We start from the raw sequence: 17,878 nt of genomic DNA, 5'->3' as shown, positions 1-17,878 counted from the left end.
TTCGCCCATGTCTCGCTGGTTCAAGCACCTCGCCACCCTGCTGATCCTCACCCTCGCCCTCGGCGCCTGCAGCCGCGTCGGCCTGGCCTACCGCAACCTCGACGTGATCATTCCGTGGTCGCTCAGCGATTACCTGGACATGAACGGCGAGCAAAAGGACTGGTTCAACGAGCGCCTCAAGGAACACCTGAACTGGCACTGCACCACGCAATTGCCGGGCTACCTCGATTGGCTGGATCGCTTGCAGAGCATGGTCGAAACCAATCAGGTAACCGACGCGGCGCTGCAGGCGCGAACCGTAGAAGCGAAACAAGCCATCGCTGACACCGCCCGGCAGATCACGCCTTCGGCCATCCAATTGCTGCAAGGACTGGACGACAAACAGGTCGCCGAAATGAACGACGCGTTCGCCAAGGATCTGCGCAAACGTGAAAAGGAATACGTCAAACCGCCGCTGGCCCAACAGATCGCCGAACGCGGCGCCCGCATGGACAAGCGCCTGACCGATTGGCTGGGGCCGCTGAGCGTCACCCAGGAACAACGGGTGATGGCCTGGTCGACCGCACTGGGCGATCAGAACACCCAGTGGATCGCCAACCGCGCGCACTGGCAGCAACAATTCAGCGCGGCCGTTGCCCAGCGTAACAGTCCCGAATTCCCACAATGGATCGAGACGCTTCTGGTCAATCGTGAGCGTTTATGGACAGCGGACTACCAGAAAGCCTACGCCAACACCGAAGCCCAGGCTCGTGCCCTGGCGGTTGATCTGATGGCGCAGAGCACGCCGCAGCAACGTCAGCGCCTGTTGAAGAAGATCGGGGGGGTGCGCAAGGACTTCAATGATCTGAAGTGTCTCAAGGCCGCGCAAAAACCTTGAAGCCGATACAAAACCCTGCAGGAGTGAGCCTGCTCGCGATAGCGGTGTTTCAGTGCCATTGATGTTGATTGACACACTGCTATCGCGAGCAGGCTCACTCCTACAGGGGTAATGGTCAGCTTCAGGCAATCTGCGCCTTGGACGCCACCACATCAAACGTTGCTTCATCCAGCGCATCTTCCTGCTCATCCAGCACCTGGCGAGGATGATCATTGCCGGGAATGCTGCTGTCGATCAGGCTCAACAGGCTTGATCCGCGTGGCGTCAGAATAAAATTGTTGCCGGTACTGCCCTCATGATCCGGACGCGGTTCGATGTATCCGCGGTCCAGCAGCAACTTCTCGTACTCACAGGCCAGCGTTTTCAGGTGATCCAGATTCTCGATCGGCTCGCCCGCGCTGGCTTTCTCCGCCGCATAGTCCTCGGCATAAGCCCGAGGCGCGAAGCTGTGGCCCGCGCTGTTCTGCACTTCGTGCAGCAAGCGTTCAATCAAATCCCAGTTATAAGTCGTCATCCTGATTCAACCTCCGGTGCGCGTAATTAATGGCGCGTTCATAGGTTGTGACCGGTGCCAGTCGTAGCCGTTCAGCCGCATTTCACGCCTCGACCGACTGGCGGTCTGTCGATTTGGCCGAGGGTTAAACGACTAGTCTGACAAAGACGGTTTCAACCCCCGCAGGAGAAATCATCATGAACGTTGAGAATCATCCGGTGGTGTCGCGCGAAGAATGGCTTGCCGCACGCAAACAACATCTGCTCGAGGAAAAGGCCTTCACCCAGGAGCGCGACCGCCTCAGCGCCAGGCGCCGCGCATTGCCGTGGGTCAAGGTCGACAAGGACTACCGCTTTCACGGCCCGAACGGTGAGCTGAAACTGGCCGACCTGTTCGGCAAACACAGCCAACTGATCGTTTACCACTTCATGTTCGCCAAGGACTGGGAAGAAGGCTGCCAGGGCTGCTCGTTCCTGTCCGACCACATCGACGGCGCCAACCAGCACCTGGCCCACCACGACATCGCTGTGGTCGCGGTCTCTCACGCACCGTTCGAGCAGTTTCAGGCCTTTAAACGGCGCATGGGCTGGAAATTCGACTGGGTATCGTCAGACGGTTCCGATTTCAACTACGACTTCGGCGTATGCGCCCGGGCCGAAGACGCCGAGGCAGGAAAGGCGACGTATAACTACGAAAAGACTGACAGTGCCGAAGAAGAAATGCCGGGGCTGAGCGTGTTTTATCGCAATCCGGCCGGAGAGATTTTCCACACTTATTCCACCTACGCCCGTGGGCTGGACATGCTGGTCGGAGCTTACAACTACCTCGACCTGACGCCTAAGGGCCGTAATGAAGACGAGATCATGGAGTGGGTGCGGCATCATGATCGCTATGAAGGGGCCACTCGCTCCAGCTGCTGCCATGGCGGCGAATAGCAGCCGCTCGCAGCGAGCCTGACTGAACTTTTCACCGTCCCGCGGCCTCCACCGGTTAACCCGCCTTAACCGGAACGGAGGCCCGCCCCATGAAAACCCTGCTCAAGCTCACCCTCGCCGCCACCCTCGCCTGCGCCCTGCCCGTGTGGGCCTGCACGCCCGAGGAAGCCACTGCCAAACGAGAACAACTGGCCAAGGAAGTCTCCAGGCTGACCGAACAGAATCCGGCCAAGGCCAAGGAGATCAACGATGAGTTGCAGAAGATGGACCTCGGTACCGCCAGTGCCGATCTGCCGGACAAGTGCCAGTTGATTGATCAGCGATTGAAAGAGCTGAACTCGGCCGAGAAGAAAACCGAGGGCTAATCACCGCAGAATCAAAAGATTACAGCCTTCGGCAGCGCCTACACCGATCCCTGTAGGAGCTGCCGAAGGCTGCGATCTTTCGCCCCTGTAAATGCACAAATGCATTTATATTCTTGCATAAACGCATATACAAACTAAGGTTACCTCGAGCAAGGAGATCGGCACCGTTCATCGCAGATGAAAACCGTTAACCGCCGATCGCTCGGCAACACCGCAACACAACCACAAGCTGGACGCTTGTTTTCACTCATGGAGGACTGAAAAATGTTAACCACTCAAGCAACATCGTTCACCGGCGAGACCCTGCCAGGGTGCCTCGTCGGCCATCTGCTCGACCCGCAACTGGTCGAGGTCGAAGCCGCTGCACAAACCGCTGCACTGGCCGCCGCCAACCTCAACTTCACGATGCAGAAACAGACCCAGACCAACTGGTGCTGGGCAGCTGTTTCCGCCTCGGTCGGCAACTATTACGGCACTGGTTCCTGGACTCAGTGCGGTGTCGCCAGCACCCAACTGGACCGCAATTGCTGCAGTCAGCCGGGCCCCTGCAACGTCTACGGCTATCTGGATTCGGCCCTGCAAACCACTCGTAGCTATAACGGCATGAATCAGGGCTCGCTGCAGATGTCGGCCATTCAGAAGCAGATCAACATGGGCCGCCCGGTTGGCCTGCGCTGCGCCTGGTACGGCGGCGGTGCGCATTTCCTGGCGATCTACGGCACCAATGGCAACTACGTGCTGGTCGCCGACTCGATCTACGGTTACTCGACCCGTGCACTGAACGCGTTTCCCGGTTCGTACAACGGCGGCGGCAACTGGACCCACACTTACTTCACCGCAAAAAACTAGGAGGGCGACATCATGCAACTGACTTATCCAAAGGCGCCTTCCAACGGCGTCCAGACACTGCGCCCGGCGTTACAAGCCGCGCTGCAAACCCAAGGCTTCGGCATCAACCGCCAATTCGCCAGCGCAGTGCCGGCGAAGATCAGCCTGAGCGAGGCCTATCGCGGCTACTCGCTGACGCTGGACGACCTGAGCCAGGGCAAAGGTCTGCAGGACGCGCGCATCGGCGACTGGCATTACCTGGTGTTTGCCGACGGTGTGACCATCGCCGATGCGCAATTGGCGGAGGTTCGTGGCCATGTCGAGTTTTCTTCGTTGAACCACGGCACTCGGGCCGCCGACACCGTGGGCGCGTTGAAACTGGCGGAACAGGCGCCGCAACTGCAGGGTAAAACCGTCGAATTGCGCGTGCTGTTTGTTTCGGCACTGCACGTCGTGGCGATCTGGCTGCATGCGGACGGTGAAGAGGTGCTGATCCCGATCGAGCCGACGCCAAAAGCGCTGGGCGCCTCGCGACTGTACAGCGAAGCGGCCCTGCTCGCACTGTTGAAACCGGCGGCGGATCGCGCCAAACAACGTTTTGACGCGGACACCAGTGGACAACTGGGCAGCTGACAAACGCTGCGCATAAAAAAACCCGGACACTGTCCGGGTTTTTTATTGGCCTGCGAAACGCCTTACTCAGCCGCAGGCTCGGCCGGCTTGCGGCGCTTGAGCGGGGCCATGCCGTCGCTGCTCACCAGAGAATCCGGCTTCGGACGGTTGGCGCTCTTGCGCTTGGTCGGGGTCTTGGCGGCGGTTTTCTTCTTGTCGCCCTTGGCGTCGGTCTTTTTCTTCTTCACGCCGACAGCTTTGCCCGAGGCCTTGACCTTTTTCGGTCCGCCGTAGGTGCCTTTGACTTCCTTGATGGTGCGGCGCTCGAAGCTCTGCTTCAGGTAGCGCTCGATGCTCGACATCAGGTTCCAGTCGCCGTGGCAGATCAGCGAAATCGCCAGGCCGTCGTTGCCGGCGCGGCCGGTACGACCGATACGGTGTACGTATTCGTCGCCGCTGCGTGGCATGTCGAAGTTGATCACCAGATCCAGACCATCAACGTCCAGACCACGGGCCGCCACGTCGGTGGCGACCAGAATCTTCACGCCGCCCTGCTTCAGACGATCGATCGCCAGTTTGCGATCCTTCTGGTCTTTCTCGCCGTGCAGCACGAACGCCTTGTATTCCTGGGCCACGAGGCGGCCATAGATGCGGTCGGCCATGGCGCGGGTGTTGGTGAAGACGATGGCCTTCTGGTAGGTCTCGTTGGCCAGCAACCAGTTCACGATCTGTTCTTTGTGCTGGTTGTGGTCGGCGGTGATGATCTGCTGACGGGTGGTCGAGTTCAGCTGGCTGACCGCGTTGAGCTGCAGGTGCTCAGGGTTGTTCAGCACCTTGGCGATCATCTCGCGCAGGCCGGAACCGCCGGTGGTGGCGGAGAACAGCATGGTCTGCTGGCGATTCGGGCATTCGTCGACCAGACGCTGTACGTCTTCGGCAAAACCCATGTCGAGCATGCGGTCGGCTTCATCGAGCACCAGCACTTCGACTTCTTTCAGGTCGAGGTTGCCAGCGTTGAGTTGCTCGATCATCCGCCCCGGAGTGCCGATCAGGATGTCCGGCACCTTGCGCAGCATGGCAGCCTGGACCTTGAAGTCTTCACCGCCGGTGATCAGGCCGGACTTGATGAAAGTGAACTGCGAGAAGCGCTCGACTTCCTTCAGGGTCTGCTGGGCCAGTTCGCGGGTCGGCAGCAGGATCAGGGTCTTGATGCTGACGCGAATCTTCGCCGGGCCGATCAGGCGGTTGAGGATCGGCAGGACAAAAGCGGCGGTCTTGCCGCTACCGGTTTGCGCCGTCACCCGCAGGTCACGCCCCTGGAGCGCCAGCGGAATGGCCGCTGCTTGCACAGGCGTTGGCTCGACAAATTTCAGCTCGGCCACGGCTTTGAGCAGGCGTTCGTGCAGGGCGAATTGGGAAAACACGGGTGCTACCTCGAAGATATGCAAAAAAACAGCTGCATAGGTTACCGGTTTCGAGCGCTCAGGCCGAGTTTCTTTATACAAACGGGCGTAATCAGTGGCTTTTTTGTTGCTCGATTTGTCTTCAACGGTAATACACAGCGTCTTAAATGCTCTAATCGCCCATCGCGTCTTACAGAAGAATCGTTGCTCACATGGATTTCAAACAGCTCTGGCTCAACGCCCAAGACCTCTGGGGTGCCCTCGAACAGCACCCGTTCCTGCAATCCGGCCTGGCGCTGATGCTGCTATTGGTGATCGCGCTGGTCCTCGGACGAGTGGCGCGCTACCTGATCCTGCACGCCAGCCGCATGCTCGGTCGCCAGCCGGCCCTGCACTGGATCAACGACTTTCGCCACAACAAGGTGTTCCAGCGCCTGGCGCAAATGACGCCGTCGCTGGTGATCCAGTTCGGTCTGCACCTGGTGCCGGAACTGAGCAAAACCGCCATGACGTTTCTCGGCAACGTCGCGCTGGCGTTCACCATCCTGTTCCTGCTGCTGGCGGTCAGCGCCCTGCTCAATGCGCTGCTGGACATCTACGCGCGTACCGAACACGCCCGTACCCGCTCAATCAAGGGTTACGTGCAGTTGGCGAAAATGGTCTTGTACGTGTTTGGCGCGATCATCATCGTCGCCACCCTGATCGACCGTTCGCCGCTGTTGCTGCTCTCCGGCCTGGGTGCGATGTCGGCGGTGATTCTGTTGGTCTACAAGGACACCCTGCTGTCGTTCGTCGCCAGCGTGCAACTGACCAGCAACGACATGCTGCGGGTCGGCGACTGGATCGAAATGCCGCAAGTCGGCGCCGATGGCGACGTGGTCGACATCACTTTGCACACGGTCAAGGTGCAGAATTTCGACAAGACCATCGTCTCGATCCCGACCTGGCGCCTGATGTCCGAGTCGTTTCGAAACTGGCGCGGCATGCAGCAGTCCGGCGGTCGGCGGATCAAGCGCAGTCTGTTCATCGATGCCAGCGGTGTGCGCTTCATCCGTGACGACGAAGAAGAAAAGCTCTCCCAGGTGCACCTGCTGACCGACTACATGGGCCGCAAGAAAGCCGAGCTCAAGGCGTGGAACGAGGCGCAGGGCAATGTTGCGGCGATGTCGGCCAACCGCCGACGCATGACCAATATCGGCACCTTCCGCGCTTACGCCTTGGCCTATCTGAAGAGCCACCCGGAAGTGCAGCCGAACATGACCTGCATGGTCCGCCAGATGCAGACCACCGCGCAGGGCATTCCGCTGGAGATCTACTGCTTTACCAGCACCACGGCGTGGGCCGATTACGAGCGGATTCAGGGGGATATTTTCGATTACCTGCTGGCGGTGCTGCCGGAGTTTGGGTTGAGTCTGTATCAGCAGCCGAGTGGCGGGGATTTGCGTTCGGGGTTGTTGCCGGCAGTGCTCGGCTCGGCGCACATTCCGCAAACCCAGAAACACCTCATGTAACCCACAATTTCGTGTAGGAGCTGCCGAAGGCTGCGATCTTTTGATCTTCAAACATCAAAGTCAAAAGATCGCAGCCTTCGGCAGCTCCTACGGGATTGTGTACATACAAGAAACGCAACCGAAGTTGCGTTTCTTGTTTCTACCCAGGGTTATTTGGCCTGCCGTTGCGGTGCCTTGTGCACCATGGTGTAGGCGTAATCGACACCCATGCCATACGCGCCGCTGTGTTCCAGCACCAGCTCCATCACCGCTTCATAAGTCTCTTTGTGTGCCCAGTCACGCTGGAACTCGAGCAGCACTTGCTGCCAGGTCACCGGCACGGCGCCGGCCTGAATCATGCGTTGCACCGACATGTCGTGGGCTTCTTTGCTGGTGCCGCCAGAGGCGTCGGTGACGATATACACCTCAAAACCTTCAGCCAGGGCTTCCAGGGCCGGGAACGTCAGGCAGACCTCGGTCCACAGCGCAGCAATGATCAGCTTCTTGCGTCCGGTGGCTTTCACCGCATCCACCAGCGCCTTGTCCTCCCAGGAGTTCATCGAGGTGCGCTCGATCGGCTTCTGCTCAGGATGAACCGCCAGTAGCTCAGGCCAGATGTAACCACTGAAGCTCTCGGTTTCCACCGAGGTGTAGATCGTCGGCACGTTGAAGATCTTCGCCGCTTTGGCCAGACCCACGGTGTTGTTCTTCAGGGTCTGACGGTCGATCGACTGCACGCCGAAGGCCATTTGTGGCTGGTGGTCAATCAGGATCAGAGCGGAGTTGGTTGGGTTGAGCAGTTCACGAATAGACATGGCGCGTTCCTTTTGATGTCGATGATGTCGGGTCAGTAAGGGTTGGTCGACTTGCCGTGTTCGGCGTTGTTGTCGGCTTGGATGTCACTTTAGGGGCTGGCGAATAAAGGGACAATTCCCTAAAATCGAGAATCATTGATTCTAAAAAAGGGACAATCATGGATCGCATCGAATGCATGCGCGCCTTCGTGGTGACGGTGGGCGAGAACGGCTTCGCCGCTGCCGCGCGCGCCATGGATGTGCCGCGCTCGAAAGTCAGCAAACAGATTCAGGCACTGGAAGAAGCCATCGGCGTGCAACTGCTGCAACGCACCACCCGCAGCCTGCACCTGACCGAGGCAGGCGCCGAGTATTTTGAGGCGGCGCGCGAGGTCATTGCCGCACTGGACGAGGCCGAGCAGCGCGCGCGCGATGGCATTGGCGAGTTACGCGGCGTGTTGCGGGTCAATGCGCCGATGTCGTTCGGCCTGCGGCGTTTGGGCAAACTGATTCCGCTGTTCCATGAGCAACACCCGAACATCGAGCTGCAACTGGTGCTCAGCGATCAACAGGTTGATCCGGTGCGGGGTGGTTTTGACGTGACTATCCGCATTGCGAGCATGCCCGACTCGACCATGATCGCCCGGCAACTGGCGCCGGCACCGCGGATCATGGTCGCCTCCCCGGCCTACCTCGAACGTGCCGGCATTCCGCAGACTCCGCAGGATCTGCGCGCGCACAAATGCCTGAACTACGGCTATCTGCAAAGCGGCGTGAGTCTGCAACTGTGCAATGGCAACGAGACCCAGCGGGTCAACGTGACCGGACCGCTGCACGCCAACAATGGCGACTTGCTCGCTCAGGCAGCCGAGGCCGGGATGGGGATTGCACTGCTGCCGGACTTTATCGTCGAAGAAGCCTTGGCCGCAGGTCGACTGGTGCCGGTGCTCTGCGAATGGCAGGCGCCGGCGATCAGCATCAACGCGGTGTATTCCTCGGCGCGGCGAGTGCCGCAAAAGACCCGGGCATTTATTGAGTTCCTGGTGGCGCAACTGGCCCTGCGCTGACAACAAAATTCTCAGGGGGTCATGCGGTGCGTTTGATGCCCAACCGGCTGATCCACACCGCCGCCAGAATCACACTCCCGCCGAGCAACAGCCTTCCCAGCTCCTCATGCTGATTCCAGATCAGCAGATTCAGCAGCAAACCCACCGGCACATGCAGGTTGTTCATCACCGCCAGTGTGCCGCCATTGACCATGCACGCGCCTTTATTCCACCAGTACATCCCCAGCGCCGTCGAGACGAGCCCGAGGAACAGCAACACGCCCCACTGCAGCGGTGCTTCAGGCAGGAAGTTGGCTTTGCCGAACAGCAGAAACGCCGGCAATACCACCGCCAGTGCCCCGAGGTAGAAGAAGCCGAAACGCCGGTAATGCGGCAGGTCGCTGGGGTGTTTCGCCACCAGATGCTTGTACAGCACCTGCCCGGCGGCGTAGGTGAAGTTGGCCAGTTGCAGCAGCAAAAAGCCCATGAAGAAGTCCGGGTTGATCCGGTCAAAGCGAATCACCGCCGCCCCCCCCACGGCAACCAACGCGGCCACCAGCGCCCATGGGTTGAAGCGCCGGTTCAGCGCATCTTCGATCAGCGTTACGTGCAGCGGCGTGAGAATGGTGAACAGCAGCACCTCCGGCACCGTCAGCACACGGAAGCTCAGGTACAGACAGACATAGGTGATGCCGAACTGCAACGCGCCGATCAAGAGCATGCCGCGCATGAACGCAGGCTCCACCGAACGCCAGCGGGTCAACGGAATGAACACCAGCCCGGCCAGCACCACGCGCACCAGCACCGCGAAGTAGCTGTCGACGTGCCCGGCCAGGTATTCGCCGATCAGACTGAAGGAAAACGCCTGGATCAGCGTGACAAAAAGTAGATAGCCCATGGTCGCCTCTGTTTCGAATGGCGGCGACGATAGCGGGTTTTGGATTCTGCAACCAACACAAAATCCTCCTGTAGGAGCCGCCGCAGGCTGCGATCTTTTGATCCTGTTTTTTAAAATCAAAAGATCGCAGCCTGCGGCAGCTTCTACAGAGGGATTGTTTTAACCAGAAAAATCTCAGGCAAAAAAAAGCCCGATCTCGCTAATGCGTTCAATCGGGCTACAGCACTCAGGAGCAACAAGTGCAAAGGGAGGTTCGATGCGCGTAGAGCCTTGAAGGGGTTGCGCCAGGTCACTAAAACAATCGGCGATTATCTGGCGATTAACATATCAAGCGACCTGGGACAGTTTGGCGTTGGCCTGATTCAGGCCCTTCTCCTGGAAGTCGCCGCCCAGGTTCATGCCTTCGGCGTGAATGAAGGTCACGTCATGGATGCCGATGAAGCCCATGACCTGACGCAGGTACGGTTCCTGATGATCCGCCGGGCCGCCGGCGTAGATGCCGCCGCGAGCGGTCAGCACGTAGGCACGCTTGCCGCTGAGCAGGCCTTGCGGGCCGGTTTCGGTGTACTTGAAGGTCACGCCGGCACGCAGCACGTGGTCGAGCCACGCCTTGAGGGTGCTCGGGATCGCGAAGTTGTACATCGGCGCGGCCATCACCAGCACGTCGGCGGCCAATAACTCATCGGTCAATTCGTTGGAACGGTCCAGCGACGATTGTTCGTTGGCGTTGCGCTGCTCAGCGGACTTCATCCAGCCGCCCAGCAGGTTGGCGTCCAGGTGTGGCACCGGGTTCACGGCGAGGTCACGCACAGTGATCTGATCGTTGGGATGCGCCGCTTTCCATTGACCGATGAAGGTCTGGGTCAGTTGACGGGAAACCGAGTCTTGCTGGCGGGCGCTGCTTTCGATGATCAGAACGCGGGACATGATGTGTAGTCTCCATCCGAGAATGTTGTAGGTCGATGGAGTGAAGGTTAAACAGGGTTGCTTCGATGAAAAAGCGCAAATAATTGCTGCAAAGCATCGAATAATTCGTTTAGATGTACCTATACCCTGTGGGAGCGGGCCTGCTCGCGATAGCGGTGTGTCAGATGGATCGATGTCGACGGTTACACCGCTATCGCGAGCAGACTCACTCCTACAGAACAGGGAGCGACCGTTATTTCGGGCTGCAGCTCAGTTCGATGCGCAGCCTGATGATCTCGCGGGAAAACTTGGCCGTGGCGTTTTTGTGTTTGCCGGCCGGTACTTCGATGTTGCGCGTACGCGGTGCTTCCGGGCCATTGCTGAACACGGCCTTGCACAGCGCGTCGACATCGCCGTAGTTGGCGACCCGGATGGAGCCGATGTCTTTGTCGGTATCGAAGGTTTCGTAGTCGATCTTCAAGCCATTGAGGTTCTTCTGCACATCGATCGGGTAAGCAAACGCAGTCAGCGGCAGCAACGCGAGCACCACACAACAGAATTTTTTCATTCGCCAGTCTCCATGAGGGACGGCCAGCTTAGGACAAGAGGAGCTATTGATGAAAGCGCCCCGCGTGACCCTTGATCAATGGCGAACATTGCAGGCCGTGGTCGACCACGGCGGATTCGCCCAGGCCGCCGAGGTTCTGCACCGTTCGCAATCGTCGGTGAGTTACACCGTCGCCCGCATGCAGGACCAGCTCGGCGTGCCGTTACTGCGCATCGATGGACGTAAAGCGGTACTTACCGAAGCCGGCGGCGTGCTGCTGCGCCGCTCGCGCCAACTGGTGAAACAGGCCAGCCAGCTGGAAGACCTCGCTCACCACATGGAGCAAGGCTGGGAGGCCGAGGTGCGGCTGGTGGTCGATGCCGCTTACCCGAGCGCACGCATCGTCAGGGCGCTGACCGCATTCATGCCGCAGAGTCGCGGCTGCCGGGTGCGCCTGCGCGAGGAAGTGCTGTCGGGCGTAGAGGAAGTGCTGCTCGAAGGCGTGGCCGATCTGGCGATCACCGGCCTGAGCATCCCCGGCTACCTCGGCGCGGAATTGAGCGATGTCGAGTTCGTTGCCGTCGCCCACCCGGATCACGCCTTGCATCGGCTCAATCGGGAACTGAGCTTCCAGGACCTGGAAACCCAGATGCAAGTGGTCATCCGCGACTCCGGTCGCCAGCAACCACGAGACGTCGGCTGGCTTGGCGCCGAACAGCGCTGGACCGTCGGCAGCCTCGCCACCGCCGCGACCTTTGTCAGCAGCGGCCTCGGTTTTGCCTGGCTGCCGCGGCACATGATCGAGCGGGAACTGAAAGATGGCTCGCTCAAGCTGCTACCGTTGGACAGGGGCGGCAACCGCAACTCCAGCTTCTATCTGTATTCGAACAAGGACAAACCCTTGGGCCCGGCCACACAAATCCTTATCGAACTGCTGCGCACCTTCGATACGTTGCCTCTGGATGCGCCGTACGCCGCCCCCGAACAAGCCTGACACGGAGTTCACCGATGGCCTATTTCGAACATGAAGGTTGCAACCTGCACTACGAGGAATATGGCCACGGCACGCCGTTGCTGCTGGTTCACGGGCTCGGCTCGAGCACCCTGGACTGGGAAATGCAGATCCCGGCACTGTCGGCACACTACCGGGTGATCGTCCCGGACATACGCGGTCACGGTCGCTCGGACAAACCGCGCGAGCGCTACAGCATCGCCGGTTTCAGTGCCGATCTGCTGGCGTTGATCGAACACCTGAATCTCGGCCCGGTGCACTACGTCGGTCTGTCGATGGGCGGGATGATCGGCTTTCAGTTCGCCGTCGATCAGCCACAGAGGCTGAAAAGCCTGACCATCGTCAACAGCGCCCCCGAAGTCAAACTCCGCAGCCGCGACGATTATTGGCAGTGGTTCAAGCGCTGGAGCCTGATGCGTGTGCTCAGTCTGGCGACCATCGGCAAAGCGCTGGGCGGCAAACTGTTCCCGAAACCCGAGCAGGCCGATCTGCGGCAAAAAATGTCCGAGCGCTGGGCAAGAAACGACAAACGTGCTTATCTCGCCAGCTTCGATGCGATTGTTGGCTGGGGCGTTCAGGAACGACTTTCCCGAGTGACCTGTCCAACCCTCATCGTCAGCGCCGACCGTGACTACACACCGGTGGCGCTGAAAGAAACCTATGTAAAACTGCTGCCCGATGCGCGGCTGGTGGTGATCGCCGACTCGCGCCACGCCACCCCGCTCGATCAACCCGAACGCTTCAACCAAACGCTGCTGGAGTTTCTCGCCGCAGCCGATACTCAATCTCAGGATCACTGACCCATGCTGAAAAAACTCGCCCTCGCCGCCGGCACCGTGCTGTTTGCTGCCAACCTGATGGCTGCTACTCCGGCCAAAGCACCGCACGTGCTGCTGGACACCACCAACGGTCAGATCGAAATCGAGCTGGACCCGGTCAAGGCGCCGATCAGTACCAAGAACTTTCTGGATTACGTCAACAGCGGCTTTTACACCAACACCATTTTCCACCGTGTGATCCCGGGCTTCATGGCTCAGGGCGGTGGCTTCACCCAGCAGATGCAGCAGAAAGACACCAAGGCACCGATCAAGAACGAAGCCAGCAATGGCCTGCACAACGTTCGCGGCACCTTGTCGATGGCGCGTACTTCCAACCCTGACTCGGCCACCAGCCAGTTCTTCATCAACGTGGCTGACAACGCGTTCCTCGACCCGGGCCGGGATGCCGGTTACGCGGTGTTCGCCAAAGTCGTCAAGGGCATGGATGTCGTCGACATCATCGTCAACTCGCAAACCACCACCAAAAGCGGCATGCAAAACGTGCCTGTCGACCCTGTGATCATCAAGTCGGCCAAAGTCATCGACTAAGCTGTACAGGGCATTTCGAGCGGTGTGAGTTCGATCTCACGCCGCTCACACCGATAAAAGGAGAGCCCGTACTCCGGGCGGTTATCTGATGCTCTATCGCCGTTTTGAACAACTGATCGACGTGTTCCGCGAAGCCCCGACGGCGTCCCCGCCGGACCGCGTGCTGCCCTTCTATACCTATTACCTCAAGCAGGTCTGGCCGAGCTTTGCTGCGCTGCTGACCGTCGGTCTGTTCGGCGCCTTGATCGAAGTGGCGCTGTTCAGCTACCTCAGCCGCATCATCGACCTGGCCCAGGGCGGACCGAATCCCGACTTTTTCAAGGAGCACGGCCTCGAGCTGGCCTGGATGGCGGTGGTCGCGCTGATCCTGCGCCCGGTGTTCGTCGGTCTGCACGATTTGCTGGTGCATCAGACCCTGAGCCCGAGCATGACCAGCCTGATTCGCTGGCAGAACCACAGTTACGTGCTCAAGCAGAGCCTGAATTTCTTCCAGAACGACTTCGCCGGACGTATTGCCCAGCGCATCATGCAGACCGGCAACTCGCTGCGTGATTCCGCCGTGCAAGCGGTGGACGCGTTGTGGCATGTGTTGATCTATGCGATCAGCTCACTGGTGCTGTTCGCCGAGGCCGACTGGCGCCTGATGATCCCGCTGCTGACGTGGATCGCCGCCTACATCGGCGCGCTCTACTACTTCGTGCCTCGGGTCAAGGAACGCTCGGTGGTGTCCTCCGATGCGCGCTCCAAACTGATGGGACGGATCGTCGACGGCTACACCAACATCACCACCCTGAAGCTGTTCGCCCACACCAACTTCGAACAGCAATACGCCCGCGAGGCCATCGAAGAACAAACCGAAAAAGCCCAACTGGCCGGCCGCGTGGTCACCAGCATGGACATCGCCATCACCACCATGAACGGCTTGCTGATCGTCGGTACCACCGGCCTCGCACTGTGGCTGTGGACGCAGTCGCTGATCAGCGTCGGCGCGATTGCCCTGGCGACCGGTCTGGTGATCCGCATCGTCAACATGTCCGGCTGGATCATGTGGGTGGTCACCGGCATCTTCGAAAACATCGGCATGGTTCAGGACGGTCTGCAGACCATCTCGCAACCGGTCAGCGTCACCGATCGCGAACAGGCCAAACCGCTGGCCGTGGCTCGCGGCGAAGTGCGTTTCGAGCATGTGGATTTTCACTACGGCAAGAAGAAAGGCATCATCGGCGACCTCAACCTGACCATCAAACCCGGTGAAAAAATTGGCCTGATCGGCCCGTCCGGCGCCGGCAAGTCGACCCTGGTCAACCTGCTGCTGCGCCTGTACGACGTCGAAGGCGGACGGATCCTGATCGACGGGCAGAACATCGCCGAAGTCGGCCAGGAAAGCCTGCGCGCGCGGATCGGCATGATCACTCAGGACACTTCGCTGCTGCACCGCTCGATCCGCGACAACCTGCTCTATGGCAAACCTGATGCCACTGACGCAGAGCTGTGGGATGCGGTGCACAAGGCCCGCGCCGATGAATTCATTCCGTTGCTGTCGGACGCCGAAGGCCGCACCGGTTTCGATGCCCACGTCGGTGAACGCGGGGTGAAACTGTCCGGCGGTCAGCGCCAGCGCATCGCGATTGCCCGGGTGCTGCTCAAGGACGCGCCGATCCTGATCATGGACGAAGCGACCTCGGCACTGGACTCGGAAGTCGAGGCGGCGATCCAGGAAAGTCTGGAGACCCTGATGCAGGGCAAAACCGTGATCGCCATCGCCCACCGTCTCTCGACCATCGCGCGTATGGATCGATTGGTCGTACTGGAAAACGGCAAAATCGCCGAGAGCGGCACCCACGCCGAACTGCTGGCGCATCGCGGGCTGTATGCGCGATTGTGGGCGCATCAGACCGGAGGATTTGTCGGGATCGATTGATCATTGGGTCAACGCAATTCCAATGAGGGAGCGAGCCTGCTCGCGAAGGCGGAGTGTCAAACACCATCATTGTTGTCAGACATGCCGCTTTCGCAAACAGGCTCGCTCCCACAGGGTTCGCAGTGATCCTGATCGACTGAGAACCGCCCCAGCCCACCACCCAAGGGCTCTGGCGGTTTTTTTGCGCCTGCTGGAAATCCGTCCAAAGCCTGCTGTACTCAGCCAAGGTTCTGGAGATGAACCTGTCGTAATTCTGCAAGGAAGCACAACTCGATACAGTATCGATAGCATGCCTATCAAGGACACTCTCATGTCTCTGTTCAAACGTTCAGTCACTGAGTTGTTGGGTACGTTCTGGCTGGTTCTGGGTGGTTGCGGCAGCGCAGTAATCGCAGCGTCTTCGCCTTTGGGTATCGGGGTGCTGGGGGTGGCCCTGGCGTTTGGTCTGACGGTGCTGACCATGGCGTTCGCCATCGGCCACATCAGCGGCTGCCACCTCAATCCCGCGGTGTCGGTCGGTTTGTTCGTCGGCGGTCGGTTTCCGGCCAAAGAGCTGCCCGCCTACATCATCGCCCAGGTGCTGGGGGCGATTCTCGCAGCGGCGCTGATTGCGCACATTGCCAGCGGCAAGGAGGGTTTTGACATCGCTGCCGGCCTGGCTTCCAACGGTTATGGCGAACATTCACCGGGCAAGTATTCGATGGCCGCAGGCTTTGTCACCGAGCTGGTGATGACCGGGATGTTCGTGATCATCATCCTTGGCGCCACCGACAAACGCGCCCCGGCGGGCCTCGCACCGATTGCCATCGGCCTGGGCCTGACGCTGATTCACCTGATTTCGATCCCGGTCACCAATACCTCGGTCAACCCGGCGCGCAGTACCGGGCCGGCGCTGATGGTCGGCGGCTGGGCGATCGCGCAATTGTGGATGTTCTGGGTCGCGCCGCTGTTGGGCGCGGTGGTGGGCGGCGGAATCTATCGCTGGCTGGGTAAAGAGGACACCTGAAACCACGGAAATCCCGTTGTAGGAGCTGCCGAAGGCTGCGATCTTTTGATTTTTGAAAGCAAGATCAAAAGATCGCAGCCTTCGGCAGCTCCTACAGGGGATCTAGGTTTGGCGGTAGGGCAAGGCCGTTCTGGCTTCCTCGGCGTAAGCCAATACCCCGGCGCGCTCTTGCAGCAGGAAGTCTTTGACCGCAGCCTTCAACCCGGAATGGCGCAGGTAATGCCACGAATGGGTGATTACCGGTTCAAAACCCCGAATCAACTTGTGCTCGCCTTGGGCACCCGCATCAAAGCGCTGATAACCCTGGGCGATCGCGTAATCCATGCCCTGATAAAAACAGGTCTCGAAATGCAGCCGATCGAACTCGGCGAGGCAGCCCCAATAGCGTCCGTAAAAACTGTCACCACCCACCAAGCTGAAGGCCATTGCCACCGGACGTGAGCCCTGTTTGGCGAAGACGACCCGAATCGACTCCGGCATCCGTTCGGCCAGCAAGCTGAAGAACTCGCGGGTCAGATACGGCGCCTGCCGACGCACCGCGTAGGTGTTGGCATAGCAGGCGTAGACAAAATCCCATTGCGACTCGTCCAGCTCGCGCCCTTGCAGCCATTCGAATTCGAAGCCCTGCCCCGCCACTTGCTCGCGCTCCTTGCGCATCTGCTTGCGCTTGCGCGAACTGAGCACGTCAAGAAAGTCCTGGAAGTCCCGATAACCGCGATTCTGCCAGTGATACTGACAGCCGATACGCTGCAGCCAGCCCGGTTGCTCGGCCATGGCGGCGTCGGTGAACGGGTCGGTGAAATTGATGTGCGCGCTGGAAAGCCCTTCGATTTCCAGATAACCCGGCAAGCTCTTGAGCAGTTCGTAGCCGTCCTCGACGTTCGCCGCCAACAGTCGCGGGCCACTGACCGGGCTGAACGGTACCGCCGTCAACAGCTTGGGGTAGTAATCAATGCCGGCCCGGGCGCAGGCATCGGCCCAACCGTGATCGAAGACGTACTCGCCGTAGGAATGCCACTTGCGATAACTGGGCAGCGCCGCGATCAACCGGTCGTCTTCAACGTGCAGCAGATGCTCGGGTTGCCAGCCGGTATGGGGGCCGACGCTGCCGCTGTCTTCCAGCGCGCTCAGGAACGCATGGCGCAAGAACGGCTGATTCTCGGGCACCAGCGCATCCCATGTCGTCGGGGCGACTTCTGACAGGTTTTGCAGACGTTGCAACGGCATCAACTGGCTCTCCACATCTTGGCGTCAAAGCCCCGCGAGTATCGCCGATCGGCATCCATTGCACACGCTCATTCGGGCGACAGCGCTCTAGCTCAATAGTTCACGCGTGCTTTGTATCGTCATCGACATGACATCACTTAGCCACCGCTCT

19 protein-coding genes are annotated in these 17,878 nt (G+C 59.7%); 12 read left to right on the top strand and 7 right to left on the bottom strand.

Annotated features, from left to right (window positions below; all coding sequences use genetic code 11):
• The first annotated feature begins 7 nt into the window (after positions 1-7).
• Positions 8-877, top strand: a complete 870-nt coding sequence (locus tag NN484_RS03725) for a DUF6279 family lipoprotein (protein ID WP_274658598.1) — start codon at positions 8-10, stop codon at positions 875-877.
• A 121-nt stretch (positions 878-998) separates the two neighbouring features.
• Here NN484_RS03725 and NN484_RS03720 read toward each other — a convergent pair whose 3' ends face one another.
• On the bottom strand, positions 999-1,391 hold the full coding sequence (locus NN484_RS03720; RefSeq protein WP_274658597.1) for a transcriptional regulator: 393 nt from the start codon (positions 1,389-1,391) through the stop codon (positions 999-1,001).
• A 176-nt stretch (positions 1,392-1,567) separates the two neighbouring features.
• Between NN484_RS03720 and NN484_RS03715 the strand changes: the two genes are divergently transcribed.
• From NN484_RS03715 to NN484_RS03700, 4 genes are all read left to right on the top strand, one after another.
• Entirely contained in the window at positions 1,568-2,305 is a 738-nt protein-coding gene (locus NN484_RS03715) for a DUF899 domain-containing protein (protein WP_274658596.1), read from the top strand.
• Positions 2,306-2,394: 89 nt separating this feature from the next.
• Positions 2,395-2,670 carry a hypothetical protein gene (locus NN484_RS03710; protein WP_127649802.1) on the top strand — a complete coding sequence of 92 codons (276 nt, stop codon included), beginning with the start codon at positions 2,395-2,397 and terminating at the stop codon, positions 2,668-2,670.
• Positions 2,671-2,934: 264 nt separating this feature from the next.
• The gene (locus NN484_RS03705) at positions 2,935-3,519 is read left to right on the top strand and encodes a papain-like cysteine protease family protein (RefSeq protein WP_215501600.1); all 585 of its coding nucleotides are present in this window, start codon (positions 2,935-2,937) and stop codon (positions 3,517-3,519) included.
• A 12-nt stretch (positions 3,520-3,531) separates the two neighbouring features.
• Entirely contained in the window at positions 3,532-4,131 is a 600-nt protein-coding gene (locus NN484_RS03700; RefSeq protein ID WP_274658595.1) for a hypothetical protein, read from the top strand.
• 62 nt (positions 4,132-4,193) lie between these two features.
• On the opposite strand, the gene NN484_RS03695 is transcribed toward NN484_RS03700, so the two are convergent.
• The gene (locus NN484_RS03695) at positions 4,194-5,534 is read right to left on the bottom strand and encodes a DEAD/DEAH box helicase (RefSeq protein ID WP_041070247.1); all 1,341 of its coding nucleotides are present in this window, start codon (positions 5,532-5,534) and stop codon (positions 4,194-4,196) included.
• A gap of 191 nt (positions 5,535-5,725) precedes the next feature.
• On the opposite strand from NN484_RS03695, the gene NN484_RS03690 reads away from it, so the two are divergent.
• A complete protein-coding gene (locus NN484_RS03690; RefSeq protein ID WP_127649799.1) occupies positions 5,726-7,024 on the top strand; it encodes a mechanosensitive ion channel family protein in 1,299 nt (432 codons plus the stop codon).
• Positions 7,025-7,173: 149 nt separating this feature from the next.
• Here the strand turns inward: NN484_RS03690 and NN484_RS03685 are convergent, their stop codons facing one another.
• Positions 7,174-7,818, bottom strand: a complete 645-nt coding sequence (locus tag NN484_RS03685; protein ID WP_127649798.1) for a hydrolase — start codon at positions 7,816-7,818, stop codon at positions 7,174-7,176.
• A gap of 158 nt (positions 7,819-7,976) precedes the next feature.
• Here NN484_RS03685 and NN484_RS03680 point away from each other — a divergent pair, with 158 nt between their 5' ends.
• Positions 7,977-8,864, top strand: coding sequence for a LysR family transcriptional regulator (locus tag NN484_RS03680; RefSeq protein ID WP_215501598.1), 888 nt, complete (start codon positions 7,977-7,979; stop codon positions 8,862-8,864).
• A gap of 19 nt (positions 8,865-8,883) precedes the next feature.
• Here the strand turns inward: NN484_RS03680 and NN484_RS03675 are convergent, their stop codons facing one another.
• The 3 genes from NN484_RS03675 to NN484_RS03665 form a co-directional block, all read right to left on the bottom strand.
• On the bottom strand, positions 8,884-9,741 hold the full coding sequence (locus tag NN484_RS03675) for a carboxylate/amino acid/amine transporter (protein ID WP_215501597.1): 858 nt from the start codon (positions 9,739-9,741) through the stop codon (positions 8,884-8,886).
• A gap of 327 nt (positions 9,742-10,068) precedes the next feature.
• Positions 10,069-10,668, bottom strand: coding sequence for an FMN-dependent NADH-azoreductase (locus tag NN484_RS03670; protein ID WP_127649795.1), 600 nt, complete (start codon positions 10,666-10,668; stop codon positions 10,069-10,071).
• Between the two features lie 232 nt (positions 10,669-10,900).
• Positions 10,901-11,215: a 3-phosphoglycerate kinase gene (locus tag NN484_RS03665; protein WP_127649794.1), complete on the bottom strand. Its 315-nt coding sequence runs from the start codon at positions 11,213-11,215 to the stop codon at positions 10,901-10,903.
• A 49-nt stretch (positions 11,216-11,264) separates the two neighbouring features.
• Between NN484_RS03665 and NN484_RS03660 the strand changes: the two genes are divergently transcribed.
• The 5 genes from NN484_RS03660 (at position 11,265) to aqpZ (ending at position 16,500) form a co-directional block, all read left to right on the top strand.
• Complete coding sequence (locus NN484_RS03660) at positions 11,265-12,188, top strand: PA3225 family LysR-type transcriptional regulator (protein ID WP_127649793.1); 924 nt, start codon at positions 11,265-11,267, stop codon at positions 12,186-12,188.
• Positions 12,189-12,202: 14 nt separating this feature from the next.
• A complete protein-coding gene (locus NN484_RS03655) occupies positions 12,203-13,006 on the top strand; it encodes an alpha/beta fold hydrolase (protein ID WP_215501596.1) in 804 nt (267 codons plus the stop codon).
• A 3-nt stretch (positions 13,007-13,009) separates the two neighbouring features.
• Complete coding sequence (locus tag NN484_RS03650; protein ID WP_122608913.1) at positions 13,010-13,573, top strand: peptidylprolyl isomerase; 564 nt, start codon at positions 13,010-13,012, stop codon at positions 13,571-13,573.
• Positions 13,574-13,661: 88 nt separating this feature from the next.
• The gene (locus NN484_RS03645; protein WP_127649791.1) at positions 13,662-15,494 is read left to right on the top strand and encodes an ABC transporter ATP-binding protein; all 1,833 of its coding nucleotides are present in this window, start codon (positions 13,662-13,664) and stop codon (positions 15,492-15,494) included.
• Between the two features lie 310 nt (positions 15,495-15,804).
• Positions 15,805-16,500, top strand: a complete 696-nt coding sequence (gene aqpZ, locus NN484_RS03640; RefSeq protein ID WP_215501595.1) for an aquaporin Z — start codon at positions 15,805-15,807, stop codon at positions 16,498-16,500.
• A 102-nt stretch (positions 16,501-16,602) separates the two neighbouring features.
• Here the strand turns inward: aqpZ and NN484_RS03635 are convergent, their stop codons facing one another.
• Positions 16,603-17,727: a GNAT family N-acetyltransferase gene (locus tag NN484_RS03635; protein ID WP_274658594.1), complete on the bottom strand. Its 1,125-nt coding sequence runs from the start codon at positions 17,725-17,727 to the stop codon at positions 16,603-16,605.
• Positions 17,728-17,878 lie beyond the last annotated feature (151 nt).

The organism is Pseudomonas serboccidentalis, assembly GCF_028830055.1.
Classification (GTDB): domain Bacteria; phylum Pseudomonadota; class Gammaproteobacteria; order Pseudomonadales; family Pseudomonadaceae; genus Aquipseudomonas; species Aquipseudomonas serboccidentalis.
The sequence above is the reverse complement of the archived record's forward strand: the minus strand, read 5'-3'. Positions and strand labels throughout refer to the sequence as shown.